This is a genomic window from Cupriavidus sp. UME77 (assembly GCF_014170355.1).
GTDB classification, from domain to species: domain Bacteria; phylum Pseudomonadota; class Gammaproteobacteria; order Burkholderiales; family Burkholderiaceae; genus Cupriavidus; species Cupriavidus basilensis.
The window spans coordinates 15,461-41,367 of sequence record NZ_LZZU01000035.1 but is presented as its reverse complement, the minus strand read 5'-3'; the positions used below and the strand labels follow the sequence as shown (position 1 = coordinate 41,367).

The window sequence follows — 25,907 nt, the reverse complement described above, 5'->3', positions numbered from 1 at the left end:
ATCACAACAACTGCTCAGGCGTGAACGGCGCGAGTACGTCTATCCACAAGCGCTTCTCCCAGCTTGTATCCGGCTCGGTATCGAACACCACCGCCTTATCCCCCTTGCCATCCACCCACTGCACCGCGCCCTGATCGGACAAGCGCAGCAGGTAGCTGTTGTCGTCAATCGCCCCGGCGAACAACTGCGCGACTTGCTGCGCGAGCTTGGCGCTATGGATGATCAGACCCGTCTCCGTGTTCTGGCTGGCCGAGCGTGGATCGAAGTTCATCGATCCCACGAACAGGTTGGTCCTGTCGGCGACGGCTGCCTTCACATGCAGGCTAGCCTGCGAAGAGGTGTAATCCCCGATGATCCGCTGCGGCCGGCCGGGGCGCGACTTGAGCTCATGCAGCTCCACCCCCGCGCGCAGCAGGTCGGGACGATAGCGCCGGTAGCCCACATGGACGATGGGCGCATCGGTGGCAGCCAGTGAGTTGGTCAAGACCCGCACCTTGACGCCCCGCTTGACCAGAGCCGCCATCCACGCGACGCCGCGGTCGCCCGGGATGAAATAGGGCGAGATCAGGATGACCTCCTGGCTCGCCCCGCTCAGCATGTGCCCTAGCTCCTCGCTCATGGTCTCGCCGGCGGCCGGCGCCTGGTCCGGCGCGGCTTTGCTTGGCGCGTCGACCATCACGCTTGCCGAAGCCCATTCGAGAGCCAGCTTGCCGCCGGCGGTGAACTGGCGGCCCAGGAAGCTCTCCCGTGCATCGATCTTGCCGGGAGGCGTCATGCCCAGTGCTTCGATGCGCTTGCTATCCGTCTGCGTGTCGACGAGGGCCTGCTCGGGCCGCGCCGCGCTAGCGCCGGAGGCGGAGGCCGCATCCGCAGCCTCCGCCGGGGTTGCCAGGACTTCCACCGGCACGGCCAGCGGGTTGTTCCAGTATTGGTCGAATGCGGCGGAAAGCCGCCGTACCGCAGGGCCGGCAGCGATCACGTCAAGGTCGACGAAATTGGTATCGGGAGCGCGCAGGAAATAGGCGTTGCCGATATTGCGCCCCCCCGTCATGGCCAGCGCGTTGTCGGCGATAAAGGCCTTGTTGTGCATGCGGCGGTTGAGCCGGCGGACATCGGTGGCAGACGAGAGCATGCGCGTCAGCTTGGAGAATCGCCCCGCAGGAAACGGGTTGAACATGCGTACTTCGATATTGCGATGGCCCGCGAAGCGCAGGAAGGCGCGATCCTTGCCGTCGCTATGCAGGTCGTCCACCAGCACGCGCACGCGCACGCCCCGCTCGGCCGCCGCCCGCACGTGCCGCAGGATCTCGCGGGATGATTCGTCGGCCTCGATGATGTAATACTGGAGATCCAGGGTGCGCGTGGCATGGTCGGCCAGCGAAATCAGCGTGCCGTAGGCTTCTTCGCCAGAGGCGATCACATGAAAGCCGGACAGCGCCTGATCGGGCGCGCTCTGCGCAACCAGCCGCCCGAGGGCGGTGGTCGCCGGATCTGCCAAGGCTGCACTCTGCTCACGCGGCGCTTCCTTGGGCAGGCTGGCGCAACCCTCGGCAAACAGGACGCATGCGCAAATCAACACGCGGCCAAGCCGCTGGGCCAGTATCGCGCCGCGGCGGCGGGAAGCTGCCATGCCACGCGGGGCCGGACCCGCAAGTTGCACAGCCATGCTGCCTCCAGCAGTCGGGATATGCCAAGCTTATAACCTGGCGCGGCGGCCCGCTATCCGCCTTTGTCCGACGCCTTGGGCGCTTCAGGCGGGCTTGCGCAGCGCAGCAGCCTCCTGCGCCAGTGTGCGCACCCGCGCCCAGTCACCCTTGGCCACCGCATCCTTGGGCACCACCCAGGATCCGCCAACGCAGACCACATTGGGCAGCGCGAGATAGGTCGGCGCGCGGGCAAGGTCAATGCCACCCGTCGGGCAGAAGCGCAGTTGCGCGAACGGCCCGTAAAGCGACTTGAGCATCGGCACGCCGCCCGACGCTTCCGCCGGAAAGAACTTCAGGAACTTGAAACCGGCTTCCATCGCGGCCATCGCCTCGCTGGCGGTGGCTACGCCAGGCAACAGCGCCACGCCCGCACCCTGCGCGGCCACGGCCAGCGCCGGCGTGAGCCCGGGTGAAACCGCGAACTGCGCGCCGGCCTCGCTCACGGCCTTCAGGTCGGCCGCCGTCAACACCGTGCCCGCGCCTACGCAGGCTTGCGGGAAAGCTGCCGCCACCGCCTTGATGGCGTCGAGCGCCACCGGCGTGCGCAGCGTGATCTCCAGCACGGGCAGGCCGCCGCCGATCAAGGCGTCGGACACATGCAGGGCTTCGTCCACGGAGGAGAACTCGAGCACCGGGATCACCGGCACGTTAACGAGGCGTTCGATCAGCGAGGGAGATTGGGTTTGCATGGGAGTGGATCTTCGGTCAGGTCGGACGATTGAGCTTAGGGCTTAGGGCTTGATGGCTTGATGGCTTGATGGCTTGAGAATCAGGCGATCACGGAAACAGACTGCGCCATTCGCGCCAGCACGGTTTCGGTGGATGGGATAGGCGCTACGGCGCCATAGCCCGTGGTGGACAGCGCGGCCGCCACATTGGCGTAGCGCGCGGCGTCGAACGGGTCGTCGCCGGCGGCAAGGCGCGCGACAAAGCTGCCGCCGAAGCAATCGCCGGCCCCGGTAGCATCCACCGGGCGCACCGCGTACGGCGGCACCAGCGTGCGCGCCTCGGGCGTGGCCACGTACGCGCCCTCCTCGCCCAGCTTCAGCGCGACCAGCCCGATGCCGCAGCCCAGCAGGTAGTCGACGATGGCGTCGCGGTCATCAAGGCCCGTCAGCACGGTGATGTCGTCCCAGCTCGGCAGGCACACATCGGTCAGCGCGAAGGCCTCGCGCATGATGCCGCGCGCGCGCGCCAGGGTCCACAGCCGCAGGCGCAGGTTGGTGTCGAGCGTGACCTGGCAACCAGCCTTGCGCGCATGCTCCATTGCTGCTAGTCCGGCATCGCAGGCATTGGTGCTGATGGCCAGGCTGATGCCTGACACATGCAGATAGCGCGCTTCGGCAATGGCGTGATGCGGCAGGTTCTCGTGGCTGTAGTGGCTGGCCGCCGAGCCGCTGCGCAGGTAGTCGAAACGGTGCCCGTGCGCGTCGTGGGTGACGAAGTACACGCCGGTAGGCGCGCCCGCGTCGATGCGCACGTGGCGGGTATCCACCCGCTCCTGCGTCCACAGCGCCAGCAGCCGCTCGCCGAAGGTGTCCTCGCCCACCGCGCTGATATAGCCGGCGCGGGCGCCCTGGCGCGCCGCGGCGATGCAGAAATTGGAAGTGTCGCCGCCAAAGCCCTGCAGGTAGCGGGCGGGATCGTCGGGCTGCTGGTTGAACTCAACCAGCGCTTCGCCGAAGGCGAGAATGTCGATGCTCATGATGCAAGCGTCCCCTGTTGTCGCTGTCGTTGCTGTCGTTGCTGTCGTTGCTGTCGTTGCTGTCGTTGCCGTTATCGCTGTCTTTGCTGCTGCGTGCCGCCGTTCAGAAGAACGTCTGCACGAGATCGATCACGCGCAGGTCGCCGTCGAGCACCGGAATGTGGCGCCACTTGTCGAAGGTGAGGCAGGGATGGGAAATATCAAAAGCCACCATGTCTCCGACCTGGACATCGTCGCCCGGGCGGATCGCCAGGTAAGCGTGCTGGTCCATCATGCCCGTCACCTCCCAATGCGCGGGCACCGCCACCGGCGCGCTTGCACCGGGCCGGTAGACCTGCGCCGGGATCGGCATGCCCGCATCGAAGGCGGCGTCGCGCTTGCCCATGCCGATGATGGCGCGTTCCGGCTCGGGAATCGACTGCACATAGGCCCACAACTGCAAGGCCGGCAACAGGCCCTCACGCATCTTCTGCGCGACCGGGTTGCTGGCCAGAATCCGTTTTTGCGCGGCGCGGTAGACGCCCACGTCGTGCGTGAGGTAGCAGCCCGGGCGCAGCACGATGTCGATCGGCGCGCCGATATCGGTGCGGGCGAACTCCTCCGCCACCACGTCGTACCAGGCTGAGCCCGCACCGGACATCACCACCGGGCTGCGGCCGAAGCGGCCGGCCGCGAACAGCTCGCGCGTCACCGCCACGGTGCGCCGCAGGAAGTCGCGGATATCGGCCTCTTCCTGGAGCACACCCTCGTAGATTTCCACGCCGGCCAGCGACAGCACGCCGGGCCAGCGCGCCAGCGCCGCCAGCACCGCTTCTTGCTGCTGCGCACCGCGCACGCCGGTGCGTCCGCCCGTCACACCCAGTTCCAGCAGCACCTGCAGCTTTTGGCCGCGCGCGCTGAAGTACTTGCCCAGCTGGTCCACCAGCGCCGCCGAATCCACCAGCGTAAAGAACTCGAAATCCGGATCGCGCAGCAGGTCGGCCACGATTTCCATATTGCGCCGGCCCACCAGTTGGTTAGCCATCAAGACACGCCGCACGCCGTGCGCGTACGCGGCGGCAGTCTGGTGCGCGGTGGCCAGCGTGATGCCCCAGGCACCGGCGGCCAGCTGGCGCGCGAACAGTTTGGGCGCCATGGTGGTTTTGCCATGCGGCGCCAACTGCACACCGTACTCACCCATGAAGCGGCGCATCCATTCCAGGTTATGCGCCAGCCGTTCTTCATACAGCACAGCGGCTGGCAGGCTGAGGTCTTCCGCCAGCAATTGCCAGCCCACCTGGCCGGCCGCATCGGGCGCCAGCGGGGCGTCGAGCTTGCCCAGCGCCTTGTTGAGCGGATCAATCGTGCCGGCTTGGTACTTTATTTCACGCATGCTGTCATCATCCTGCAAAATTCCGATTGACGTAATCATAGCCTTGAAATTACGATATTTCACCCTTGTTATAAAGTAACATTCAAAGCTGGCTCCGAGGCGACATTGCGTACCCGGGACGGCTCGCCCCCACCATTGACCCGCCAACCATGTCCGCGCCCTTCGACATCCTGACCCGCATCGCCGAGCGTGGCCCCACGCTGCGCCTGGCCGAGCAGAAGGTCGCCCAGGTGATCCTGCAGGACCTGGCGGGCGCCGCCGCCACCAGCATCAACGAGCTGGCGCGGCAGGCCGGGGTGAGCGAAGCCAGCGTGACCCGTTTTGCCAAGGCCATCGGCTGCCGCGACGTGCGCGACCTCAAGCTGCGACTGGCGCAAGCCACGGCCGTGGGCCAGCGCTTCCTGCAGGCGGAAGTCGCCCGCGCGGCGGAGCCGTCCCCCGCTACGCTGGCCGACAGCATTCATGCGGATATCCTGGACTCTCTTGAGGTCAATCGCAAGCTGATCGATCCCGACCATATGGAGCGTGCGGCGCGCCTGTTGCTGGAGGCGCGCATGGTCTACGCTTTTGGCATGGGTGGCGGCTCGTCCTTCATGGCCGACGAAGCGCGTTACCGGCTGGCCCGGCTGGGCCGTCCCGTGGCCAGCTACCAGGACGCGCTGCTGCAGAAGATGGTGGCGGCCACATTGCACAAGGACGATGTCGTGCTTGCGTTCTCCGCCACGGGCAACGTGCCCGAGATGCTGGCCAGTTGCGATATCGCCCGCGAATACGGCGCGAAACTGGTGGCCGTGACCGCGCTGGGCTCGCCGCTGGCGGCGCGCGCGGACGTGCTGCTGCCGGTGCGCACGCTGGAAACGGATTTTATTTTCAAGCCCTCGGCCTCGCGCTACGCGATGCTGCTGGTCATGGACGTGCTGGCCACCCAGCTTGCCCTGCTGCAGCAAGACCAGAGCCAGGACAACCTGCGCCGGCTCAAGTACGTGCTCGACGCGCACCGCGGCACTGGCGCCACCGATAGCCGCCAGCCGCTCGGAGACTGACCATGCCTGAACTGTTCGATACCCTCATCCGCGGCGTCACCCTGCTCGACGGCTCCGGCGCCGAGGCGCGCGCAGCCGACGTGGCGCTGCGCGCCGGGCGCATCGCGCGCATCGCCATGCTGGAGGATGGCGCCGATGCCATCGACCCCGGCAGCGCCGCGCATGTGGTGCAAGGCGCGGGCCTGGTGCTGGCGCCGGGCTTTATCGACGTGCACACGCACGACGACACCAACGTGGTTCGCCAGCCCGAGATGACTCCCAAGCTATCGCAAGGCGTCACCACGGTGATCGTCGGCAACTGCGGCATCAGCGCGGCGCCCGTCACACTGCGCGGCGAACCGCCCGACCCGATGAACCTGCTGGGCGCCGCCGATGCCTTTTGCTACCCTGACTTCGCCGCCTACGCCGCGGCCGTGCAGGCAGCTCGGCCCGCCGTGAACGTGGCCGCGCTGGTCGGCCATACGGCGCTGCGCAGCAACCACATGGACCGGCTGGACCGCACCGCCACCCCGGCCGAGATCGCGGCGATGCGCGCCCAGCTGCAAGAAGCGCTCGACCATGGCGCCATTGGCCTGTCCACCGGCCTGGCATATGCCAACGCCTTTGCCGCCACCACGGACGAAGTGCTGGCGCTGGCCGAGCCGCTGGCGCACGCGGGCGCGCTCTACGCCACCCACCTGCGCAGCGAGTTTGCCGACATCCTGGAGGCGATGGATGAAGCTTTCCGCATCGGGCGCCATGCGCGCGTGCCGGTGGTGATCTCGCATATGAAGTGCGCTGGCCTGGACAACTGGGGTCGCAGTGCAGAAGTGCTGGATGCGCTGGAGCGCGCGCAACGCTGGCAGCCGGTGGGCTGCGATTGCTATCCCTACACCGCCAGCTCCTCCACGCTCGACCTGAAGCAGGTCACCAGCGATTTCGACATCATGGTGACCTGGTCCGAACCGCACCCCGAGATGGGCGGGCGCCTGCTGGCTGATATCGCGGCCGAGTGGGAGCTAGGGCTCGAAGACGCCGCGCGCCGCCTGCAACCCGCCGGCGCGGTCTATCACTGCATGGAAGACGCGGACGTGGACCGCATCCTGAGCCATCCCGCCACGGTGGTGGGCTCCGATGGCCTGCCCAACGATCCGCTGCCGCACCCGCGCCTGTGGGGCGCTTTTCCGCGCGTGCTGGGCCACTACGCCCGTGACCGCGAACTGTTCCCGCTGACGGTAGCGATCAACAAGATGACGGGCCTGTCGGCCGAGCGCTTCGGCCTGGCCGGGCGCGGCCTGGTGCGCGAAGGCTACTGGGCCGACCTGGTCCTGTTCGACGCCGCCACCATCCGCGACGCGGCCAGCTTCACCGATCCCATGCAGCCCGCCGAGGGCATCGCTTGCGTGTGGGTCAACGGCGAGCTGTCGTGGCAGCAGCGCAAGCCCACCGGCGCGCGGGCCGGCCGCTTCCTCGCGCGCGCAAAGCCTGCCGGGGCCAGTGCGGCGCCGGCACAGTAACCACCCATTTCCCAATTTGCAATCTGCTTCAGGAGTCCCCATGGATATCAAACGATTTGGCGTCGAGGGCGGCGCCGGCACCGGCGGCCAGCACATGCCGTTTTCCCGTGCCGTGCAAGCCGACGGCTGGCTCTACGTGTCCGGCCAGGTGCCGATGGTGGCCGGCGAGGTGATCGACGGCGGCATCGTTGCGCAGACCCACCAGGCCATCAAGAACGTGCTGGCCATCCTGGCCGAAGCCGGCTACGGCACCGAGCACATCGTGCGCTGCGGCGTGTGGCTGGACGATGCGCGCGACTTCGCGTCGTTCAACAAGATCTTCAAGGAATACTTCGGCGCCAACCCACCCGCGCGCGCCTGCGTGCAATCGAGCATGGTGGTGGACTGCAAGGTCGAAGTGGATTGCATCGCCTACAAGAAGCCGGCTGCCTGATCCCGGGCCAGCCCGCCACGAAAACCTGAACCGGCCGCCGCCAGCGCGGCCCTTTTCATAGCGGACGCGAGGGAGCCCCGCCGGAGTCCCGGCGGACCTCGCACAAAGGAGACAACATGGGCGCCGTAACCGGAACCACCCTTTTGCTTTACGCGTTGATCGCGGTGATCGCACTGGTCGTGCTGATCGCGAAATTCAAGCTCAATCCCTTTATCACCCTGGTAGTCGTCTCGGTACTGCTCGGCTTTGCCGTGGGCATGCCGATGGGCGACATCGTCAAATCGTTCGAGGCCGGCGTAGGCGGCACGCTCGGCCACATCGCGCTGGTGGTGGGCCTGGGCACCATGCTCGGCAAGATGATGGCGGAGTCCGGCGGCGCCGAGCGCATCGCGCGCACGCTGATCGACGCCTTCGGCGAGAAGAACGTGCACTGGGCCATGGTGACCATCGCCTTTATCGTCGGCTTGCCCGTGTTCTTCGAAGTGGGCTTCGTGCTGCTGGTGCCGATCGCCTTCAACGTGGCCAAGCGTACCGGCACTTCCATGGTGCTGGTGGGCATCCCGATGGTGGCCGGCCTTTCGGTGGTGCACGGCCTGATTCCCCCGCACCCCGCCGCGCTGCTGGCGGTGACCGCCTACAAGGCGGATATCGGCAAGACCATCCTGTACGCGCTGATCGTGGGCATTCCCACGGCGGCGATCGCTGGCCCGCTGTTCGCCAAGCTGATGACGCGCTACGTGACGCTGCCGGATGTGAATCCGCTCGCCGCGCAGTTCACCGAGGAGGACGAAGGCGTCAAGGCCTCGCACGAGCTGCCGGGTTTCGGCATCACGCTGTTTACCATCCTGCTGCCCGTGATCCTGATGCTGATCGGCAGCTGGGCTGACCTCATCACCACGCCCAAGAGCTTTGCCAACGACTTCCTCAAGCTGATCGGCAACTCGGTGATCGCACTGCTGATCGCCGCGCTGGTGAGCTTCTACACCTTCGGCAAGCGCCGCGGCTTCACCCGGGAGAACATCCTCAAGTTCACCAACGAGTGCGTGGCGCCCACCGCCATCATCACGCTGGTGGTTGGCGCGGGCGGCGGCTTTGGCCGCGTGCTGCGCGATTCGGGCATCTCCAACGCCATCGTCGACGTGGCCACCGGCGCGCATGTGTCGGTGCTGCTGCTGGGCTGGCTGGTCGCCGTGCTGATCCGGATCGCCACCGGCTCCGCCACCGTGGCCATGACCACGGCTGCCGGCATCGTCGCGCCGATCGCCGCCAGCGTGCCCGGCACCCGGCCCGAGCTGCTGGTGCTGACCACCGGCGCCGGCTCGCTGATCCTGTCGCACGTGAACGACGGCGGCTTCTGGCTGGTCAAGGAGTACTTCAACATGACCGTGGCCCAGACCTTCAAGACCTGGTCGGTGTGCGAAACGCTCATCTCGGTGATCGCGCTGCTTCTGACCCTGGCGCTTGCCACGGTAGTCTGAGCGTCCGAACAGGATCAGGCCGGGTGCCCGCAAGGCGCCCGCCGAAAGGGAGGAGACACATGCGGTGTCCCTCCTTTTTTTATGCCGCCCGCAATGTGATATTGTGTGCACCGCAGCAAATCATCGGCACCCCACGTTTTTTCCTGCCGCTGCCAGATACCGGGCATCACCCGTCGCGCCGACAAGGTGTCACAAATCTTTCATGCGGGGAAGCAGGTCCGGGTTTCCCCCTAGCGCTAGAATCGAGCCCCAACCGGAGGAAAAGAACCATGCCCAAAAAACTCAGGAAAACCGAGGACGCTGTCCCGGCCACCACGACCGCGCCGGGCCTGATCGCCCTGCTTGACCACATCGCCAATGCCACGGCGCAAGGCCAGCTCGATCCCGAGTTCGCCCGCAAGCTGGGTAAGCGCGTGCGCAAGGAAGCCGACGCGTTGATCGAAGACCAGGCGTACTCGAACGCGCACGGCACGCAGATCAGGGCCGCTCTTGCCACGCTGGAAGAAGCGGTGTCGGATAGCGAAGGCGGGCTGCTGGGCAAAGCCGTCAAGCGCCTGCGCGATGCCGACAAGCGCGCCGCGGAATCCACCGCCACCAAGTAGAACTGCCTCAGAAGCGCATCGTCGCCGAAAGCAGCAGCGTGCGTGGCTCGGCTTGCGCCAGCCCGCCGTAGGCATCAACCGCCGCCCAGTCATGCTTGTCAAAGACATTGCGGACATTGAGGCGGAAGGTGGTCTGCCTGCGCGCCACGGTAGTCTGGTAGCGCGCACCGATGTCGACGCGGGTCCAGTGCGGGATACTTTGCGTATTGGCCTGGTCGACATGTTGCCGTCCCGTGTAGGCCAGCCCACCGGCCAGCGTCAGGCCCGGCGCGAAGCCGGCATCCCATTCGGCGCCCAGGTTGGCTTGCAGCGTCGGCGCGCCGACAGCGGCCTTGCCGGCCAACTCGGGGCTACTGCTGCGGACAATCCTGGCATCGAGCACGGTGGCGCTGGCCAGCAGCCGCACGCCTGCCACCACTTCCCCAAGCAGCCCGAACTCCAACCCGCGATTGCGCTGCTCGCCGTCCGCCGCGAACAGCGTCCCGGACATCTGGCCGCTTGCCTTGGATATCTGGAATGCGCTGACGGTCGCCATCATCCCGCCCTGCTCGACCTTCACGCCGAACTCAAGCTGCCTTGACTTGTAAGGCGCGAATACCTCGCCGGCATTGCTGGCACTGCCGGGGGCCGTGTCGCCCTTGCTCAACCCTTCGGCGCGGTTGGCATACAGCGTGACGTGTTGCCAGGGCTTCACCACCAGGCCAAGCATTGGCGTCCAGGCGCCCTGGTCGTAGTGCGAAGCGATGGCGCCGCCGGCGCTGAAATTGTCTGACGTGACCTGCTGATGGCGCAGCCCCAGCGTCAGCTGCACGCGCTTGTCCAGCATCGACAGCGTATCGGCCAGGGCCGCGCCGGACAGCCGCGTCTGGGAGACCTTCGGCACGCCGGCCGGCGCCGCGATGTACTGCACCGGCAACGACACGGGCTGGTAGAGGTTGGTCAGCGAGGTGGTCGTGGCGTTGTTGAAGCTGCGCTCCAGCTGGTCCCGATAGTCGCTCACGAGCAAGCTCAGTTGATGGCCCACCGCCCCGGTGTCGAAGCGGGCCCGCAGGCCCGTGTCCATGGTAGTGCGGGCTACATTGAACCTGTAGTTCGAGTCCAGCACTGCAATATCGCCGGCCTCGTTGATGAGGGTGGGCGTGATGGCAAAGAGCCGGGCCACCCGCGTACGGCCGCCACCGCCGGCGATGAACCAGGTGAGCTTGTCGCCGATGTCGTATTCCGCACGCACCAGCAGGGACTGGTCGCGGATACTGGAGTGTTCCCAGGATTGCGAGACATTGCGCCGCCCGTTGGGCGCATTGGGTACATTGATGCCGGAAACGATATGCAAGAGGCGCGATGGCGCGGCGATCTTCTCCTGCTGGCCGATGAAATCCAGCGTCGCGCGCAGGCGCTCGCCCTGGTAGTCCAGTGCCAGCGCGCCAGCACCAGCGCGGCGCGACTGGTTGTCCAGATTGGTGTCGCCCGCCCGATAGTTGCCATTGAAGCGAATGCCGAACTGCCGCTGCGCGCCGAACCGCCGGCTTGCGTCCAGGTTGCCGCCCAGTTGCGATGACGCGGCATAGTCGGCCGTGACCTGGGTCAGGTCGGGACCGGTCGCCCGCTTGGGCACGATATTGATGCCACCGCCGACGCTGCCGCTGGGCGCCATGCCGATCAGCATGGCCGTCGGGCCCTTGATCAGCTCGACGCGCTCGATGTAGCCGGTCGACACCCGGTAGTTGGAGGCCACGCCGTACATGCCGTCGAAGGCAATCTCGCCGAAGTTGCCATTGCCAACGGGAAAGCCGCGGATCGTGAAAGCGTCCAGGATGCCGCCAGGCTGGCTGACATAGCGCACGGACGAGTCAACGGCCACCATATCGCCCACCGTGCGCGCCTGCTGGTCCTCGATCGCCTTGGCGGTGTAGCTGGTGATACTGAACGGCGCGTCCATGATGTCGATGTTGCCCAGCAGCCCAAGCCTGGCACCGCGCGCGACCTGCTCGCCGGCAAGCGCCGGGGGTAACTCGCTCGCAGCCGCGCCGACGATCGTGACCGTGGGCAGCAATGGCGCGGCCTGGGTGCCGGAGACAGCCTGCGCCAGACGCAATGAGAACCCGCCTCCCGGCACTTCCAGCGCTTCCAGCCCACTACCCGCCAACAGCGCCCTCAGCCCGTCCGGCACGGTATAGATGCCATTCAGTCCCGGGCTTTGGGCGCTGCCGAGCAGTGCGGCATCATAGGAAAGATCGATGCCGCCGACGCTGGCAAAACGATTGAGGACCACGTAAAGCGGGCCAGGCGCGATGGCGAACATCCGCGCCTGGCCCGTGCTCGCCACCGGGCTTGCTACAGGACGCGCCTGCGCGAGCACCGCATCCGGCGCCACGCCCAAACCGAGGGCGAGACAAGCGAAGGCGCTGCAAAGCGCGAGGCGTCGTGCGGCCAACGCTTAGAAATCCACGCTCATGGAAGCCATGAAGGTCCGTGGCGCGCCGAGCGAGATCGTGCCGTAGGATGCCACCCCGGACCAGTACTTCCGGTTGAACGCATTGAACACCCCCGCCCGGAACGTCGTGGACTTGCCGTACATCGACGTCTTGTAGCGCGCGCCGAGATCGACGGTTGTCCACGACGGCACCTGCTGCGTGTTCGCCTGGTTGACGTACTCGCTGCCCGTGTAGTTGACCGCGCCGGTCAGCGTCAGGCCCGGAACCCACGGCAGGTCCCACTCGCTGCCGAGGTTGGCCATGACGGTAGGCACGCCCACGGGGCGGTTGCCAAGGGTGGCTGCGCTGTTGGTCTTGGTCAGTTCGCCATCAAGCAGGGTCAGCCCGCCGAGCAGGCGCACGCCCTTGTAGGCCTGCCCCGATACAGTCAGCTCCAGCCCCTGGTTGCGTTGCTCGCTGTCGATGGCATAGACCGTCCCGTACAGCTGGCCGCTGGGCTTGGTCATGCGGAACGCGGCCAGGGTCGCCATCACCTTGCCCGAATCGAGCTTGATGCCCACCTCCTGCTGCTTGGTCTTGTACGGTGCAAAGACCTGCCCCGCATTCGACGCGGTCGCCGGCGCGATGTCTCCCTTGCTCAGCCCCTCCACATAGTTGGCATAGAGCGAGACGTTGTGCCAGGGCTTGAAGACGATGCCGGCCAGCGGCGTGACGGCGCTTTCGTCGTAGGAAGCGGTCTTCGCCCCGGTGGCAGCATAGTTGCTCGACTTGACCTGCTGGTAGCGCAGGCCAAGGGTGAACTGCAGGCGGTCGTCCAGCACGCTCAAGGTATCGGCCAGCGACAGGCCCGACAGCGTGGAGTCGGACACCTTCGGCACGCTTTGCGGCGCGGCAATGTTCTGCGCCGGGCGGGCGGTCGGGGCGTAAATATTGGATGTGACCGGCGTGCCGGCCACGTTGGCGCTGGCGAAACGGTCCATATACAGGTTGGCCTGCAGCGCCAGCGCGTGCTTGACCGGCCCGGTCTCGAACTTGCTCCTGACGCCGGTATCGAAGCTCGAGCGGTTGACCTGGAACTTCCAGTTCTGGACGGCCGACGAAGTTACGCCGGCCGAATTCAGGATGGTTGGCGTCTGGTCGGACAAGCGCGCCACGTCGGAGCGGGTACCGCCGGCATCGGCAAACACCGTCACGTTGTCGGTGAGGTCGTATTCCGCGTGCAGCAGCGTCGACACATCGTTGGACTTCCACCAGCCCCAGGGCTGGCTGACATTGCGCCTGCCGTCCGGCGCCGACGGTACCTGCACGCCGGCAGTGATCAGGAAGGGACGCGTGGGAGCATCGACCCATTGGTACTGCTCGATCAGGTCGAGCGAGGCCCGCAGGCGCTCGCCGCGGTAGTCGAGCGATAGTGCGGCCACCTCGGCCCGCGACTTCTGGCTGTCGAGCGCCGTCGGCCCCTGCCGGTGCAGGCCGTTGAAGCGAATGCCCCACTCGCGGTCCTCGCCGAAACGGCGGCTCAGGTCCACCGCGCCGCCCACCTGCGCGTCGGACGCATAGTCGAGCGTGAAACGCGTCAGGTCCGTCGCCAGTGCGCGCTTGGGCACGACATTGACCACGCCGCCGACACCGCTGTTCGGCGACATGCCGTACAGCAAGGCGGCCGGCCCCTTCAGCACTTCGACCCGCTCCAGGTACTCGGTAAACAGATGGTAATTCGGCGACACGCCGTACACGCCGTCGAACGCGATCTCGGACAGGTTGCCCTCATTGATCGGGAAGCCGCGGATATAGAAAGAGTCGGTCACGCCGCCAACCTGGCCCGTGAAGCGCGTGGACGGATCGCTGTTCAGTAATTCGGCCAGCGTGGTGGCCTGTTGGTCCTCCAGGCGCTGCGCGGTGTAGTTGGTGACGGCGAACGGCGTGTCCATGACGCTCTTGTTGCCCAGCAGCCCCAGGCGGCCACCGCGCGCCACCTGGCCGCCCGCGTACGACTGTGGCAGTTCTCCCGGCGTTTCGGCGCCGGCGGTGACAGTTACCGCCGGCAGGGTCGGCGCGGCGTCCGCGGGGGCCGCCTGCGATTGTGCGCTCACGGCAAGCGGCGCCACGGTTGCGCCCATGGCAAGGCAGACCATAGCGTGGTGCACGGCGAGCGCAAACGGCTTGGGTCGGGGTGGGCGCGCAGCGGCGATGACAGTGGCATAACGGGTTGCAGACATGATTCCTTTCTCCGGCAGCGTTTAATTTGAGTTCCTACGCTGTAGGCCGGTCGAGAATCGAAATCCCCTCAATCTTCCTGACATATTTTTTCGGATAAGCCCGGCATGGGATCAACGCCCTCCCGCCGGGCCAACCGAAACCCAGAAGCGCGTGCGATAGACCACGGTAATCGGCTGCGCCTGCATCAGGAAGCGCAGCACCCGATCGGTGTCGCGCACGTGATAGGCGCCGGAGATGCGCAGATCCGCCACGCTCGGATCGCAGGCGATGTGGCCGGTGCGGTAGCGCGACAGTTCGGCCAGCACGTCCGCCAGCCGCATGTCCTTGCCAGCGATGACGCCATCGGCCCAGCCGTCCGCCTCGAACGGCTGCGGCGGCGCCGGCATGCTGCCGGCCTTGGCGAGCCACCAGGTCGTCCCTGCACGTGCTACGCCGGTCGCCCCACCCGCAGCCGGGTGCAGTTCCACGGCGCCCTCCTGCACGGTAACGCGGGCGCGTTCGTCCTCGATCCGCACCACAAAGCGCGTGCCCAACGCACGCAGGCTGCCGAACGGCGTCTGCACCCAGAACGGCCGCACCGCTGCGCCGCCGGCCGCGAAGCCATCGTCATGTCCCGTGGTCACCAGGATCTCCCCGCGCCGCAGCGTGACCAGACGGCGCTCAGTGCCCAGCGCGATACCGATGGCGGTATCGGTGTTGAGCACGATGGTGCTGCCATCGGCCAGGCGCATGGTGCGCTGCTCGCCGGTGGCCGTGCTGGCGTCGGCGACCAAGCGCTGCCATGGCGCCAGTTCGCGCACGCTTGCCGCCGTGACCACCGAGATGCCGGCCAATGCCAGCACCTTGAGCACCTGCCTGCGCTTTAGCCCGCCCACGCCACGCCGAGCGTCGGCAGCCTGCAGGGTACGCAGCGCCAGTGCCGGCGGCATGCCGGAGAAATCGCCGCGCAGTGCCTGCACGCGTTGCCAGGCAACCGCGTGCAGCGGGTTGGCGTCGCGCCACTGGGCGAATGCCTTGCGCGTGCCGGCGCTGGCCTCGCTAAAGTCGAGCTTGACCATCCAGTGGATGGCCTGGTCGACGATGCGCGTGGGAATCGGGGTTTCCGGCCCGGGCGAAGCCGTTTGGTCGCCTGGCCTTGCGGAATCACTCACGAGCATCAACCACCGAAACGCAAGCTGTAGCAATGGCGCAGCGCCGCCGCGACATAGCGCTCGGCGGTAGCCAGCGACACGCCGAGGCGCTCCGCGATCTGCCGGCAGGTCAGCCCCTCGAGCTGGGCCCACAGGAATGCCTTGCGCACCTGCGGCTTCAGCGCATCCAGGATGCGGTCGATGGCGATCAGGGTTTCCAGGAAAAGCAGCCGGCTTTCGGGCGACGGCGCCTGCGGCGCGGGCAGTTGCGCCAGCGTCTCCAGCCAGGCCAGCTCCAGCTCCCGGCGGCGCCAGTGCTCGATGACAAGGCCGCGCGCGATCGTGCTCAGGTAGGTGCGCGGTTCCCTGATATCGCACGGCTCGCGGTGGAGCAAGCGGAGAAACACATCCTGCGCCAGGTCGGCGGCGTCAAACGCGTTGCCAAGCTGACGCCGCAGCCATCCCTGCAGCCAGCGATGATGGTCGCTGTAGAGGGCATGGACATGCTGCTGTGACTGCTGTAATGCGGATTCGGCGGTGGCCATCGCTTCCCTTGCGTAGTGAAGTGTCTGGCACGGCCAAACTTAAATGAGAATGGTTCGCATTATATGGCAATGGAAATAATTAGTGCAACCAACAGCACAGCCAGGCGCACATATTGCAACGCAGCATCTGACGTAAAATCGACCCGATAGCCCGGCAAAGCCATCTAGTCCAGACATACCCGCCATTTTTTGATGCTTAACGTATTTTTATCTGCGCACGCCAGCCTGCAGGTGCTGCTACCCGACGCCAGTTGACCTGCCCATGGACCTGCTTTTTTCCTTAGACCCGTTGCGCCGGCTGGTCACCACTTCGCTGCTGGTGGCCGCCTCGGTGCCCGGCCCGCAGACACCGACCGGCCCGGAAGCATTCCCACAGCGCACTGTGCACCTGGTGGTCCCTTTCACGGCGGGCGGCACCACCGACATCATTGCCCGTGTCATTGCCGATAAGCTGCGCAGCCGACTGGGCCAGCCCGTGGTAGTCGACAACCGGCCGGGTGCCTCCACGATGATCGCGGCGGAGCAGGTCGCCAAGGCGCCCGCCGACGGCTACACGCTACTGCTCGCCAGTTCCACCACGTTCAGCATGCTCCCCGCGCTGCGCACCAGCCTGCCCATCCCGGTGGAGGGCGCCTGGGCGCCGATCGGCATCATCGCGCAGGCGCCGGTAATGCTCACCACCCGTGCGGACTCCGGCATCAAGTCGTTCGCGGACATGCTGGCGCGCGCAAGCGCCCAACCGGGCACCGTCACCTACGGCACCACCGGCCCGGGCACCGCGCAATACATTGTGGGCGCCATGATCGAGGCCGACCTGCATGCGGACATCACCCCCGTGTCATATCGCGGCAGCACGCAGATCCTTGCCGACGTCATTGGCGGGCAGATCGACCTGAGCCTCGACCCCATCGCCGTTGCCCAGCCTTACCTCGAGTCTGGCAAGTTGCGCCCGCTGGCGATCAGTGCCGGGACGCGCTCCCCGCAGTATCCGGGCGTGCCAACCTTTGCCGAACTCGGCATCGCCATGCCCGCCAATGCATTCTGGTTCGGCATTGCCGCGCCGCGCGCCACGCCGCAAGCGGTGGTGGAACGGCTGGAAAGGGAATTGCAGGGGGTGCTTCTGGACCCTTCCGTGGAGGCGGTCTTCCAGCGGCAGTCGATCTGGGTCATGCGCGGCAACGCGGAGGATTTCCGCCGGCGCGTGCAGGGCGAGATAACGCAATATCGTCGGCTCGCAAAGGACGGCAAGGTGAAGCTCGAATAGCACAAGCCCCGGGCACCTGTTACCAGGTACCCGGGGCTTGCATGGCGGCTCGCCTTTCCCAAGGCGTGGCTGCCGCCGACGGCCGCCCTGCGTGACAGGGCGGCCAGGCTTGTATCGATTAAGCCTTGACGGCTGCCAGCGCGGCGTTCAGCGTCTTGCTGGGGCGCATCACGATGTCCAGCTTGGCAAAGTCGGGCTTGTAGTAGCCGCCGATATCCGCTTCCTTGCCTTGCACGGCCGACAGCTCGCCAACGATGACCTGCTCGTTGTCGGTCAGTTGCTTGGCCAGCGGCGCGAACTGCGCTGCCAGGGCGGCATCGTCGGTCTGTGCCGCCAGTTCCTGGGCCCAGTACATGGCCAGGTAGAACTGGCTGCCGCGGTTGTCCAGCTGGCCGGTCTTGGGCGACGGGTTCTTGTTGTTGTCCAGCAGCTTGCCAGTGGCGGCGTCCAGCGTCTTGGCCAGGATCTTGGCCTTTTCGTTGCCGGTCTTGATCCCGAGTTCTTCCAGCGACACCGCCAGCGCCAGGAATTCACCCAGCGAATCCCAGCGCAGGTGGTTTTCTTCCACCAGTTGCTTGACGTGCTTCGGCGCCGAGCCGCCCGCGCCGGTTTCATACATGCCGCCGCCGGCCATCAGCGGGACGATGGAGAGCATCTTGGCGCTGGTGCCCAGTTCCATGATCGGGAACAGGTCGGTCAGGTAGTCGCGCAGGATGTTGCCGGTCACCGAGATGGTGTCCAGGCCGCGGATGACGCGTTCCAGCGTGTAACGCATGGCGCGCACTTGCGACATGATCTGGATGTCCAGGCCAGTGGTGTCGTGATCCTTCAGGTAGGTCTCGACCTTCTTGATCATCTCGGCTTCGTGCGGGCGGTACGGGTCCAGCCAGAAAATGGCGGGCATGCCGGAGTTGCGCGCGCGCGTGACGGCCAGCTTGACCCAGTCGCGGATCGGGGCGTCTTTGACCTGGCACATGCGCCAGATATCGCCCTCTTCCACGTTCTGCACCAGCAGCACTTCGCCGGTGGCGATGTCAACGATGCGCGCTTCGCCGGCCTCGGGTACTTCAAAGGTCTTGTCGTGCGAGCCGTATTCCTCGGCTTGCTGCGCCATCAGGCCGACATTGGGCACGGTGCCCATGGTGACCGGGTCGAAGTTGCCGTTGGTCTTGCAGAAGTTGATGATTTCCTGGTAGATGCGGGCAAAGGTGCTCTCCGGGATCACGGCCTTGGTGTCCTTCGGACGGCCGTCGGCGCCCCACATCTTGCCGCCGATGCGGATCATGGCCGGCATCGAGGCGTCCACGATCACGTCGTTGGGCGCGTGCAGGTTGGAGATGCCCTTGGCCGAATCCACCATCGCCAGCTCGGGACGGTGTTCGTGGCAAGCGTGCATGTCGCGGATGATTTCTTCGCGCTTCGAGCTCGGCAGGCTTTCCAGCTTGTCGTACAGGTTGACCAGGCCGTTGTTGACGTTCACGCCCAGTTCGTCGAACAGCTTGCTGTGCTTCTCGAAGGCTTCCTTGTAGAAGATCTTCACGGCGTGGCCGAACACGATGGGGTGCGAGACCTTCATCATGGTGGCCTTCACGTGCAGCGACAGCATCACGCCGGTCTTGCGCGCGTCTTCCATCTGCTCTTCGTAGAAGTCGCACAGCGCCTTCTTGCTCATGAACATGCTGTCGATGATCTCGCCGTCCAGCAGCGACACCTTCGGCTTGAGCACGATGGTCTTGCCGCTCTTGGTGACCAGCTCCATCTTGACGTCGCGGGCGCGGTCCAGGGTCATGGACTTTTCGCCATGATAGAAGTCGCCGTGCTTCATGTGCGCCACGTGGGTGCGCGAAGCCATGCTCCACTCACCCATGCTGTGCGGGTTCTTGCGTGCGTAGTTCTTGACGGCTGCCGGCGCGCGGCGGTCCGAGTTGCCTTCGCGCAGGACCGGGTTCACGGCGCTGCCCAGGCACTTCGAATAGCGTTGGCGGATGGCCTTCTCGGCATCGGTCTTCGGGTCTTCCGGGAAATCCGGGACCTTGTAGCCCTTGGCCTGCAGTTCCTTGATCGCGCTGACCAGCTGGTGCACGGAGGCGCTGATGTTGGGCAGCTTGATGATGTTGGTGTCCGGCTGCAGGGTCAGCCGGCCCAGCTCGGCCAGGTTGTCGGGCACGCGTTGTGCCTCGGTCAGGAATTCGGGGAATTCGCCCAGGATACGGCCCGCCACCGAGATGTCGCTGGTCGTCACGTTGATGCCGGCCGGGGCGGTGAAGGTGCGGATGATGGGCAAAAAGGCACTGGTCGCCAGCAGCGGAGCTTCGTCGGTCAGCGTGTAGATGATGGTGGGTTGCTGGGTACTCATTGCTTATCTCAGGATCAAGAAATAGGTTGGAGAACGCCACCGGCTGGGTCACAGCCCGGCAGGAATGCCCGAATTTTGCCTGAATTTTCTCCAGGGGGGTCTGAACCACACGGGGTTTTTGCTTCGCAATCGCAAAATGCAAGTCTTGCGCGGGGGGCAAGGCTCGCGGCGCGTGGCGCATGCAGGGGCGGACGGCGCGCCGGCATTTGCCCCCTCGCTGCGCCCATCTTGCGGGCCAACGGGCCTATCTACGCCCAAAGCCGGCTAACAAGCACAAAACCGCAGCACTAGTCCCAAAAGCTGCGGAACGCGGCGGCAGCGATCACGGGAACCGTCAGCACCAGAGGAATGGCAAAGTAAGGAACTTCGAGATCTACGCGCCACTTGTAGATGAGCCAGGCGATGCCGGCCGCAAGCGTCACCAGGCCTACGAGTGCCGCGAGAACGTTCAGTACCTTGTCGGACGGGCGCCTGCGCGTCCGTTCTTTGGTGGAAAGCGCTTTCATCCCAGCTCCAATGCAGATTGTGACGGGCATTTGCTCTATTTTGCTCTATTAAAGGCTACTCCAGCGCCCTGCGTAAGGGCGAGTCATGGCGGGCATCATGGGAGGTATTGGTGAGAGTCCTGCCGCTTTGTGGGCCGCATTGGCCGGATCATGGGCGCCTTAGGGCAAAATACCGCCTTGAGCGGCCCGGCCGGGCCCGAAGAACAAGATGCTGACGGGCGAGCCCGCACCTGCGCGCTCCACGCCGTTGCCAGCCGGCAGGCGCCTGCGCCGCGCCAAGGGGCCCAGTACAGCATCGCCAGGGGACAGCTCGTCCTTCAACAGAGCACATCTGGAGCCATTGATGACCGACTCGAACATGTCTTTCCTAGGCAGGATTTCCCTTGCCGTGGGCACGTTTTTCAACATCCTGGGCGACCGCGAGCTTGCCGCGGGCGTGCGGCGCCTGCGTGACGGCAAGGGGCCCGGCGCAGGTCCAGCGCCCGCTGCACCGGTCCCTGCCCCCGTGGCCGCACCAGCGCCACAGGCAGCACCGGCCCCGAGCGCGCTGAAGGAAGCGAGCCCGGAGGCCGCGCTCCAGTTGCTGGGCCTGCTCCAGCGCGACGCGCGCTTCATCGACTTTGTCGAGGAAGACATCGCCGGCTATTCCGACACGGAAATCGGTGCCGCCGCCCGGCTGGTGCATGACGGCTGCCGCGCCGTGCTGCGCGAGCATTTCACCATCCGGCCGGTGCGCGAGGAAGCCGAGGGCAGCCGCGTGACGGTGCCCGACGGCTTCGATGCCACCGCCATCCGGCTGACCGGCAACGTGGTCGGCAGCGCACCGTTCAACGGCAACATCAGCCACCGTGGCTGGCGCGTGGCGGAAGTCCGCCTGCCCCGCCTGGCCGAGCGCCATGACGCCACCGTGATCGCCCCGGCCGAGGTCGAGCTATGAGCGACCCGCGCTACTCGATCGGCATCGACCTGGGCACGACGCATTGCGCCCTCTCCTACGTCGACCTCACCGCCAGTGACGGCGAGAAGACCACCCAGGGCGTCCTGCCCATCACGCAGCTCACCGCACCAGGCGCTATCGAAGATTGCGACCTGCTGCCGTCGTTTATGTACCTGCCGCATCCGAGCGAGCTGGCTCCAGGCGACCTGGCCTTGCCGTGGAACGCCGCGCGGGACTTCGCCGTGGGCGAGCTGGCGCGCAGCCGTGGCGCGGCCACGCCGATCCGGCTGGTATCGAGCGCGAAGAGCTGGCTGTGCCACCCCGGCGTAGACCGCCGCGCGGCGATCCTGCCGAACGACGCGCCGGCGGAAGTGCCGCGCGTGTCGCCGCTAGAGACCTCCGTGCGCTATCTCTCGCACCTGCGCGAAGCGTGGGACCACGCGCATCCCGACGCCCCGTTCGGTGAGCAGGACATCACCGTCACCATTCCCGCGTCGTTCGATCCGGCCGCGCGGGAACTGACGGCAGAAGCCGCCGAAGCCGCGGGCTATGCCCGCATGACCCTACTGGAGGAGCCTCAGGCGGCGCTCTACAGCTGGATTCAGAAGAGCGGTGGGCAGTGGCGCAAAGAGGTCAAGGTGGGCGACATCATCCTGGTCGTCGACGTGGGTGGCGGCACCACCGATCTCTCGCTGATCGCGGTGATCGAGCGCGAGGGCAACCTGGAGTTGCACCGCGTCGCCGTCGGCGAGCACATCCTGCTGGGCGGCGACAACATGGACCTGGCGCTGGCCCACGTGGTGGCGCGCAAGCTCGCGGCCCAAGGCACGCAGGCCGACCCGTGGCAACTGCGCGCGCTCACCTATGCCTGCCGCGGCGCCAAGGAAACCCTGCTCACCGACCCGGCCACGGACGCGGTGCCGCTGGTCGTGCCGAGCCGCGGCTCCAAGCTTATCGGCGGCTCGATCCGCACCGAGCTGACCCGCGCCGAGCTCACCCAGATCATCCTGGAAGGCTTTTTCCCGCAGGTGGATGGCTCCGCCCGCCCGGTCAGCCGGGCCCGCGCCGGGCTGACGCAACTGGGCCTGCCATACGCGCAGGATCCGGCCATCACGCGACATCTGGCGGCATTCCTGGGCCGCCAGGTGGCAGCGTTGGCCGAGATGGAAGGCCTGGCAGGCACGCCGGCGCAGGGCGCGACCTTCCTGCATCCCACGGCAGTGCTGTTCAATGGCGGCGTGTTCAAGTCCGCCCTGCTGGTCGAGCGCATCCTGCAGACGCTCAACGGCTGGCTCGCTGCGGAAGGCGCGGCCCCCGCCCGCCTGCTGGGTGGCGCCGACCTGGACCTGGCCGTCGCGCGTGGCGCCGCCTACTACGGCTACGTGCGCCGCGGCAAGGGCGTGCGCATTCGCGGCGGCACCGCGCGGGCCTACTACATTGCGGTGGAGTCGGCGATGCCCGCCATCCCGGGCTTCGAGCCGCCCATCCAGGCGCTGTGCGTGGCGCCCTTCGGCATGGAAGAAGGCACCGAGGCACCGTTGCCGGAGCAGGAATTCGGGCTCGTGGTCGGCGAACCCGTACATTTCCGCTTCTTTGGGTCGTCGGTGCGCCGCCAGGACCAGGTGGGCACCCTGCTCGACTTCTGGGGGCCCGAAGACCTGCAAGAACTCGATGAAATCCAGGCCACGCTGCCGCCCGAGGGCCGTACGCCTGGCGAAGTCGTGCCGGTGAAGCTGCATGCCCGCATCACGGAGGCCGGCACGCTGGAGCTGGAAGCCGTGCCCCGTGGCACCGGCGAGCGCTGGAAGGTCGAGTTCGACGTGCGCGGCAGCGCGAATGCCTGAGTGCCCTGCATGAAGCGGTATAGCGTCGGCATTGACCTGGGCACGAGCAACACGGTCGTCGCCTATGGCGAGGCAGGGTCGGAGGACATCCGCGTCTTCGACATCGATCAACTGGTGAGCCTGGGCGAGGTGGCCACGCGGCCGCTCCTGCCGTCCGTGCGGTACCACGCGGCGCCAGGGGAGCTGAACGCCAGCGACCTGCAGTTGCCGTGGCATGTTACGGATGGGGCCGATGGGGCAGACGGGGCCGCATTGGGCCAAGTCGTGGTGGGCCGCCTTGCGCGCACGCTGGGCGCGCAAGTGCCGGGCAGGCTGGTCGCCAGCGCCAAAAGCTGGCTGTCGCATGCGTCGGTCGACCGCGTGGCGCCAATCCTGCCGTGGGGCGCCGCCGACGAAGTCGGCAAGGTGTCGCCGGTGGCGGCCAGCGCCAGCTACCTGGCGCATGTGCGCGCGGCATGGAACCACCGTTTTCCCGATGCCCGGCTCGAGGACCAGGACGTGGTACTCACCGTGCCCGCCTCGTTCGATGAAGGCGCGCGCGCCCTCACGCTGGAAGCCGCGCGCATGGCCGGTCTGCCCGCGCTGCGCATGCTGGAGGAGCCCCAGGCGGCGTTCTATGACTGGGTGTTCCATCATCGCGAAACGCTAGCGGCCGACCTGGCGCAAACGCGGCTGGTGCTGATCTGCGATGTGGGCGGCGGTACCACCGACCTGACCCTGATCAAGGTGGAGGTCCAGGACGGCCAGCCGCAACTGACCCGGATCGGGGTTGGCAACCACCTGATGCTCGGCGGCGACAACATGGACCTCGCCCTCGCGCATCTGGTCGAGTCGCGCATCGCCACGGCGCACTCGCGCTTGTCGGCGGGCAGCCTGTCCCAGTTGGTCGAGCGGTGCCGTGCCGCCAAAGAGCAACTGCTCAGCGCGCAGGCGCCCGACGCGGTCACGATCACGCTGCTCGGTTCGGGCTCCCGGCTGATCGGCGGCGCGCGCTCCGTCGAAGTCACCCGACAGGAGATCGAGCAAATCATTGTCGAGGGGTTTTTCCCAGCCGTTCCGGCCGGCGAGAGACCGGGGCGTTCACGGGGCGGCATCGTCGAATTTGGCCTGCCCTATGCGGCCGACCCGGCAATCACCCGGCACGTTGCGGCCTTCCTGGGCCAGCACGCAGCCCAGTCGCGCATCGCGAACGCACAGGATGCAACGCAAGCGCCAGACGACGCGCCACCGATGCCCGACACCTTGCTGCTCAACGGCGGCGTGTTCCGCGCCGAGGCGCTGACGGGGCGTTTGTCGAGCACGCTTGGCGCCTGGCGCCGAGCGCCCTTGCATGTGCTGCACAACGACAACCCCGACGTAGCGGTCGCCCGTGGCGCGGTGGCGTTCGCGCTGGCCCGCGCCGGGCATGCGCCGCGCATCGGCGGGGGCTCGCCGCGCAGCTATTTCCTCGTGCTGGACAACGGTGACGCCGCGCAGGCACAGCGCGGCATTTGCCTGTTGCCGCGCGGCACCGAAGACGGCAAGGAGATCCATCTCAAGGACCGCACCTTCTCCCTGCGCCTCGGGCATCCGGTGCGCTTCCACCTGGTCTCCTCCGTCGCCGACACGCCCTATCAGCCGGGCGAACTGGCCGACCTCGCCAGCGGCGATTTCGTCCGCCTGCCGCCGCTCGCCACCGTGGTGCAACCGCGCGGCGCCAGCGACGCACGCGAGACGCTGGTGCAGCTCACCACATCGCTCACCGAAGTCGGCACGCTGGAAGTGCACTGCAGCGAGATCGCCGATCCTGCGCAGCGCTGGCTGCTCGAGTTCCAGCTGCGCGGCGATGCCCCAGCGGCGGACACGGCGACCCAGGCCCCGCATCCCTCCCTGGCCCAGGCCATCGAATGCATCGACCGCACCTTTGGCGCCCGCTCGCAAGACGTTGGCCCCAAGGAAGTCAAGCGCCTGCGCGCGCAACTGGAGCAACTGCTGGGCGCGCGCGACCAATGGGACAGCGCGCTGCTGCGCGCCCTGTTCGGCACGTTGTGGGAACGCGCGCGCCGCCGCCGCCGCACGGCAGACCATGAACGCCTCTGGCTCAACCTCGCCGGCTATTGCATGCGGCCTGGGTTCGGCTACCCGCTGGACGAGTGGCGCGCCGGGCAGCTCTGGTCGTTGTTCGAGCAAGGCATCCAGTACGTCAACGAGAGCCAGATCTGGTCGGAATGGTGGACGCTGTGGCGCCGCACCGCCGGCGGCCTGGACGAAAGCGCGCAGCTGCGCTTGCTGGACGACATCGCCTTCTACCTGCAACCCCCTGGCACGGCGCGCTACAAGCGCCCCGCCGGCGCCGCCAAGTCAGGCTACGCCGACATGGTGCGGCTCGCGGGATCGCTGGAACGCGTGCCCGTCGAGCGCAAGATCGAAGTTGCCGAGTGGCTGCTCACGCGGCTCAAGAAGCCGTCGGAGAACCCTCAAAGCTGGTGGGCCGTGGGCCGTATCGGCGCGCGCCGGCCGTTCTACGGCAGCGCGCACAGCGTCGTGCCGCCAGAGGTTGGCTCGCAATGGCTGGAGCAGATTCTTGCGCTCGACTGGAAGAAGGTCGAGCCGGGCGCGTTCGCCGCCGTGCAGATCGCCCGCATGACGGGGGACCGGTCACGGGACCTGCCGCTGGAGATCCGCATGCGCGTGGTCAGCCGGCTCGAGGCCGCCAACGCGCCACGCAGCTGGATCGACATGGTGCGCGCAACGGTGGAACTCGATGAGGCCGATGAAGGACGGGTCTTTGGCGAGTCGCTGCCAGCGGGGTTGACGCTGATCGTGACCTGAGTGCAATCCCGGCGGGCCGGCTTG

General features: G+C 66.8%; 19 protein-coding genes. 9 read left to right on the top strand and 10 right to left on the bottom strand.

Annotated features, from left to right (window positions below; genetic code table 11):
• Nucleotide 1 precedes the first annotated feature (1 nt).
• The 4 genes from A9975_RS13540 to A9975_RS13525 form a co-directional block, all read right to left on the bottom strand.
• Nucleotides 2-1,666 (bottom strand): phospholipase D family protein, encoded by a 1,665-nt coding sequence (locus A9975_RS13540; protein WP_255503200.1) that lies wholly within the window; start codon nt 1,664-1,666, stop codon nt 2-4.
• Between the two features lie 84 nt (nt 1,667-1,750).
• Complete coding sequence (gene eda / locus A9975_RS13535) at nt 1,751-2,395, bottom strand: bifunctional 4-hydroxy-2-oxoglutarate aldolase/2-dehydro-3-deoxy-phosphogluconate aldolase (protein ID WP_183033229.1); 645 nt, start codon at nt 2,393-2,395, stop codon at nt 1,751-1,753.
• A gap of 80 nt (nt 2,396-2,475) precedes the next feature.
• Nucleotides 2,476-3,411 (bottom strand): sugar kinase, encoded by a 936-nt coding sequence (locus A9975_RS13530; RefSeq protein WP_183033228.1) that lies wholly within the window; start codon nt 3,409-3,411, stop codon nt 2,476-2,478.
• Nucleotides 3,412-3,514: 103 nt separating this feature from the next.
• Nucleotides 3,515-4,783, bottom strand: a complete 1,269-nt coding sequence (locus A9975_RS13525; RefSeq protein ID WP_183033227.1) for an amino acid deaminase — start codon at nt 4,781-4,783, stop codon at nt 3,515-3,517.
• A 149-nt stretch (nt 4,784-4,932) separates the two neighbouring features.
• On the opposite strand from A9975_RS13525, the gene A9975_RS13520 reads away from it, so the two are divergent.
• The 5 genes from A9975_RS13520 to A9975_RS13500 all read left to right on the top strand — a co-directional run bounded on the left by A9975_RS13520 (nt 4,933) and on the right by A9975_RS13500 (nt 9,835).
• On the top strand, nt 4,933-5,826 hold the full coding sequence (locus A9975_RS13520) for a MurR/RpiR family transcriptional regulator (RefSeq protein WP_150985497.1): 894 nt from the start codon (nt 4,933-4,935) through the stop codon (nt 5,824-5,826).
• A gap of 2 nt (nt 5,827-5,828) precedes the next feature.
• On the top strand, nt 5,829-7,322 hold the full coding sequence (locus tag A9975_RS13515) for an amidohydrolase family protein (protein ID WP_183033226.1): 1,494 nt from the start codon (nt 5,829-5,831) through the stop codon (nt 7,320-7,322).
• 40 nt (nt 7,323-7,362) lie between these two features.
• The gene (locus tag A9975_RS13510) at nt 7,363-7,755 is read left to right on the top strand and encodes a RidA family protein (RefSeq protein WP_006163400.1); all 393 of its coding nucleotides are present in this window, start codon (nt 7,363-7,365) and stop codon (nt 7,753-7,755) included.
• A gap of 116 nt (nt 7,756-7,871) precedes the next feature.
• Nucleotides 7,872-9,233, top strand: a complete 1,362-nt coding sequence (locus A9975_RS13505; RefSeq protein ID WP_150985500.1) for a GntP family permease — start codon at nt 7,872-7,874, stop codon at nt 9,231-9,233.
• A 269-nt stretch (nt 9,234-9,502) separates the two neighbouring features.
• On the top strand, nt 9,503-9,835 hold the full coding sequence (locus A9975_RS13500; protein WP_183033225.1) for a hypothetical protein: 333 nt from the start codon (nt 9,503-9,505) through the stop codon (nt 9,833-9,835).
• A 7-nt stretch (nt 9,836-9,842) separates the two neighbouring features.
• On the opposite strand, the gene A9975_RS13495 is transcribed toward A9975_RS13500, so the two are convergent.
• From A9975_RS13495 to A9975_RS13480, 4 genes are all read right to left on the bottom strand, one after another.
• Nucleotides 9,843-12,269 (bottom strand): TonB-dependent receptor, encoded by a 2,427-nt coding sequence (locus tag A9975_RS13495; RefSeq protein ID WP_255503199.1) that lies wholly within the window; start codon nt 12,267-12,269, stop codon nt 9,843-9,845.
• A 3-nt stretch (nt 12,270-12,272) separates the two neighbouring features.
• Nucleotides 12,273-14,489: a TonB-dependent receptor gene (locus A9975_RS13490; RefSeq protein WP_370564558.1), complete on the bottom strand. Its 2,217-nt coding sequence runs from the start codon at nt 14,487-14,489 to the stop codon at nt 12,273-12,275.
• Between the two features lie 111 nt (nt 14,490-14,600).
• Nucleotides 14,601-15,647 (bottom strand): FecR domain-containing protein, encoded by a 1,047-nt coding sequence (locus A9975_RS13485; RefSeq protein WP_183033224.1) that lies wholly within the window; start codon nt 15,645-15,647, stop codon nt 14,601-14,603.
• A complete protein-coding gene (locus A9975_RS13480; RefSeq protein ID WP_183033223.1) occupies nt 15,647-16,165 on the bottom strand; it encodes a sigma-70 family RNA polymerase sigma factor in 519 nt (172 codons plus the stop codon). The genes A9975_RS13485 and A9975_RS13480 overlap by 1 nt, the downstream gene beginning before the upstream one ends.
• A 262-nt stretch (nt 16,166-16,427) precedes the next feature.
• Here A9975_RS13480 and A9975_RS13475 point away from each other — a divergent pair, with 262 nt between their 5' ends.
• Nucleotides 16,428-17,429 carry a tripartite tricarboxylate transporter substrate binding protein gene (locus tag A9975_RS13475; protein WP_183033222.1) on the top strand — a complete coding sequence of 334 codons (1,002 nt, stop codon included), beginning with the start codon at nt 16,428-16,430 and terminating at the stop codon, nt 17,427-17,429.
• A 118-nt stretch (nt 17,430-17,547) separates the two neighbouring features.
• Here A9975_RS13475 and A9975_RS13470 read toward each other — a convergent pair whose 3' ends face one another.
• Complete coding sequence (locus tag A9975_RS13470; protein ID WP_183033221.1) at nt 17,548-19,785, bottom strand: NADP-dependent isocitrate dehydrogenase; 2,238 nt, start codon at nt 19,783-19,785, stop codon at nt 17,548-17,550.
• 287 nt (nt 19,786-20,072) lie between these two features.
• Complete coding sequence (locus tag A9975_RS13465) at nt 20,073-20,291, bottom strand: hypothetical protein (RefSeq protein WP_043355000.1); 219 nt, start codon at nt 20,289-20,291, stop codon at nt 20,073-20,075.
• Nucleotides 20,292-20,634: 343 nt separating this feature from the next.
• On the opposite strand from A9975_RS13465, the gene A9975_RS13460 reads away from it, so the two are divergent.
• From A9975_RS13460 to A9975_RS13450, 3 genes are read left to right on the top strand one after another with little or no spacing between them, the layout of a single operon-like run.
• Complete coding sequence (locus A9975_RS13460) at nt 20,635-21,228, top strand: DUF2760 domain-containing protein (protein ID WP_183033220.1); 594 nt, start codon at nt 20,635-20,637, stop codon at nt 21,226-21,228.
• Nucleotides 21,225-23,072 carry an Hsp70 family protein gene (locus tag A9975_RS13455; protein ID WP_183033219.1) on the top strand — a complete coding sequence of 616 codons (1,848 nt, stop codon included), beginning with the start codon at nt 21,225-21,227 and terminating at the stop codon, nt 23,070-23,072. Before A9975_RS13460 ends, A9975_RS13455 begins: the two co-directional genes overlap by 4 nt.
• Nucleotides 23,073-23,081: 9 nt before the next feature.
• Nucleotides 23,082-25,883, top strand: coding sequence for an Hsp70 family protein (locus A9975_RS13450; protein WP_183033218.1), 2,802 nt, complete (start codon nt 23,082-23,084; stop codon nt 25,881-25,883).
• The last annotated feature ends 24 nt before the right edge of the window (nt 25,884-25,907 follow it).

What these genes read in the sequence shown, in the direction of transcription:
- A9975_RS13470 (WP_183033221.1), bottom strand. Translation starts at nt 19,785, where the DNA reads ATGAGTACCCAGCAACCCACCATCATCTACACGCTGACCGACGAAGCT.
- A9975_RS13525 (WP_183033227.1), bottom strand. Translation starts at nt 4,783, where the DNA reads ATGCGTGAAATAAAGTACCAAGCCGGCACGATTGATCCGCTCAACAAG.
- A9975_RS13455 (WP_183033219.1), top strand. Translation starts at nt 21,225, where the DNA reads ATGAGCGACCCGCGCTACTCGATCGGCATCGACCTGGGCACGACGCAT.
- A9975_RS13485 (WP_183033224.1), bottom strand. Translation starts at nt 15,647, where the DNA reads ATGCTCGTGAGTGATTCCGCAAGGCCAGGCGACCAAACGGCTTCGCCC.
- A9975_RS13465 (WP_043355000.1), bottom strand. Translation starts at nt 20,291, where the DNA reads ATGAAAGCGCTTTCCACCAAAGAACGGACGCGCAGGCGCCCGTCCGAC.
- A9975_RS13475 (WP_183033222.1), top strand. Translation starts at nt 16,428, where the DNA reads ATGGACCTGCTTTTTTCCTTAGACCCGTTGCGCCGGCTGGTCACCACT.
- A9975_RS13540 (WP_255503200.1), bottom strand. Translation starts at nt 1,666, where the DNA reads ATGGCTGTGCAACTTGCGGGTCCGGCCCCGCGTGGCATGGCAGCTTCC.
- A9975_RS13450 (WP_183033218.1), top strand. Translation starts at nt 23,082, where the DNA reads ATGAAGCGGTATAGCGTCGGCATTGACCTGGGCACGAGCAACACGGTC.
- A9975_RS13500 (WP_183033225.1), top strand. Translation starts at nt 9,503, where the DNA reads ATGCCCAAAAAACTCAGGAAAACCGAGGACGCTGTCCCGGCCACCACG.
- eda (WP_183033229.1), bottom strand. Translation starts at nt 2,395, where the DNA reads ATGCAAACCCAATCTCCCTCGCTGATCGAACGCCTCGTTAACGTGCCG.
- A9975_RS13460 (WP_183033220.1), top strand. Translation starts at nt 20,635, where the DNA reads ATGACCGACTCGAACATGTCTTTCCTAGGCAGGATTTCCCTTGCCGTG.
- A9975_RS13520 (WP_150985497.1), top strand. Translation starts at nt 4,933, where the DNA reads ATGTCCGCGCCCTTCGACATCCTGACCCGCATCGCCGAGCGTGGCCCC.
- A9975_RS13515 (WP_183033226.1), top strand. Translation starts at nt 5,829, where the DNA reads ATGCCTGAACTGTTCGATACCCTCATCCGCGGCGTCACCCTGCTCGAC.
- A9975_RS13505 (WP_150985500.1), top strand. Translation starts at nt 7,872, where the DNA reads ATGGGCGCCGTAACCGGAACCACCCTTTTGCTTTACGCGTTGATCGCG.
- A9975_RS13480 (WP_183033223.1), bottom strand. Translation starts at nt 16,165, where the DNA reads ATGGCCACCGCCGAATCCGCATTACAGCAGTCACAGCAGCATGTCCAT.
- A9975_RS13530 (WP_183033228.1), bottom strand. Translation starts at nt 3,411, where the DNA reads ATGAGCATCGACATTCTCGCCTTCGGCGAAGCGCTGGTTGAGTTCAAC.
- A9975_RS13490 (WP_370564558.1), bottom strand. Translation starts at nt 14,489, where the DNA reads ATGTCTGCAACCCGTTATGCCACTGTCATCGCCGCTGCGCGCCCACCC.
- A9975_RS13510 (WP_006163400.1), top strand. Translation starts at nt 7,363, where the DNA reads ATGGATATCAAACGATTTGGCGTCGAGGGCGGCGCCGGCACCGGCGGC.